Consider the following 1,463-nt stretch of genomic DNA (forward strand, 5'->3'; position numbering starts at 1 on the left):
TCGCCGCCACCGCGACAGGTGTCGTTGCCGGGGCGGTGGCAGGCGGTGCGGTCGGAGGCATTGTCGGCGCTCTGACGGAGTCCGGCGTGCCCGAGAACGATGCCCACGTGTATGCGGAGGGCGTACGCCGCGGCGGCACGTTGGTCACGGCCAGGGTGGACGATGAACTCATTGCAAATGCCGAGGAAATTCTGGGGCAATCCAGATCGGTCGATCTTGCCGAACGCCGCAGGGCTTACGAGGCTGGCGGCTGGACCGGCTTCGATGCCAATGCCGGCGAATATATCCCTGACGAGACCGATCGCGACAGCGCTCGGGCGATCAATCGGCCTTGAACGAGGAGGTGTGGTCGCACGTACCGAACGACGAGGTTTCACGAAGTGCTACGGAGCGTGTGGGACAGATGTTCGAGTTGCCCGGCTTCAAGATCTCCGTGAGCAAGGCATGAAGCTTCCCGGCTGTCCGGCGCGTTAAGTGATCTCAGTTGAATCCCCGACCGTTCAAGCGAACTGGCTGGCTGTCGGGTTGGCGTGCTGCACGAAAAGTACTCAGCGATCAAGGTGCGGTGTTGGTATGGTGGTGCGCTGGCGGGCTCTGGTCACGCTGAGCCGCACGTCTGCCGCCTGGCTCATATCGGGCGTGCGCCTGTTCGATCTCACAACTCGATTCTAGTGACTGTGGCTCCCCTTATGTTCGACTATTAACTGTTCGGCCAAGTTGGGCGTTGACGCTTCCTCTCTATAAGAGTTAATAATCTCCTAATATAAGAAGCATCTAAAGTTCGTGGTCGAAAGCCACGAGTTTGACGATGTAGGTTGGGTAGGGAACGTAGCGTGACGACCAGTCGTCGCGTCCAGCAGCATCGGGTCAATATCCGTCCGTGAATGGCCAGCTTGAGGCGGCTGTTCCAGGCGCGGCGGTGTGCCTGGATGAGGGCGAAAATTCATGCCTGCCTGGATTCGCGCGGTTTTTCTTCGGCTGGAAGCAGCCGGTCGTTCAGTACTGTCGATAAAACAGAAAAACAGATGAGGCGTCTGTTCTTAAAAGGGGGGTTGAAAAATGGCTACTCAGGTCACCGGTGCCGGCGGCACCACGACGTCTTTCTCCAACACGCCGCAGGCGAAGGATGACCTGTTTACCTATGATAGTTTCCAATCCGTCTTCCTGAACGTGATGGCCAACGATCTCGGCGGGAATGCCAAGACCCTCTGGTCAGTCGACAATGGCATCAACAACACAGGCGCAATGAATGGATACACCGCCGCTGATTTGTTGACCCAAGACTTAGCACGCACTGAATCCCCCACCTCCGAGACAAGTTATAACGGCGCGAAGATCTGGATTACGTCCGACGGACTCGTGGGATACGACGCGACTACCTTGTCAGCGGCGTTCAAGGCACAGTTACAGGGCTTGAATGCGGGACAGTACCTGACTGACAGCTTCATCTACTCGGTCCGGCT

Annotated in this window: 2 pseudogenes; both read left to right on the plus strand. The window is 57.7% G+C overall.

What is annotated here, in order from left to right:
- Positions 1–335 (plus strand): annotated as a pseudogene (locus tag EN879_RS35675) (hypothetical protein); the annotation flags it as partial.
- A gap of 724 nt (positions 336–1,059) precedes the next feature.
- A pseudogene (locus tag EN879_RS35680) lies at positions 1,060–1,463 on the plus strand (hypothetical protein); the annotation flags it as partial.

The organism is Mesorhizobium sp. M7A.F.Ca.AU.002.02.1.1 (assembly GCF_003998535.1).
Lineage (GTDB): Bacteria > Pseudomonadota > Alphaproteobacteria > Rhizobiales > Rhizobiaceae > Mesorhizobium > Mesorhizobium ciceri.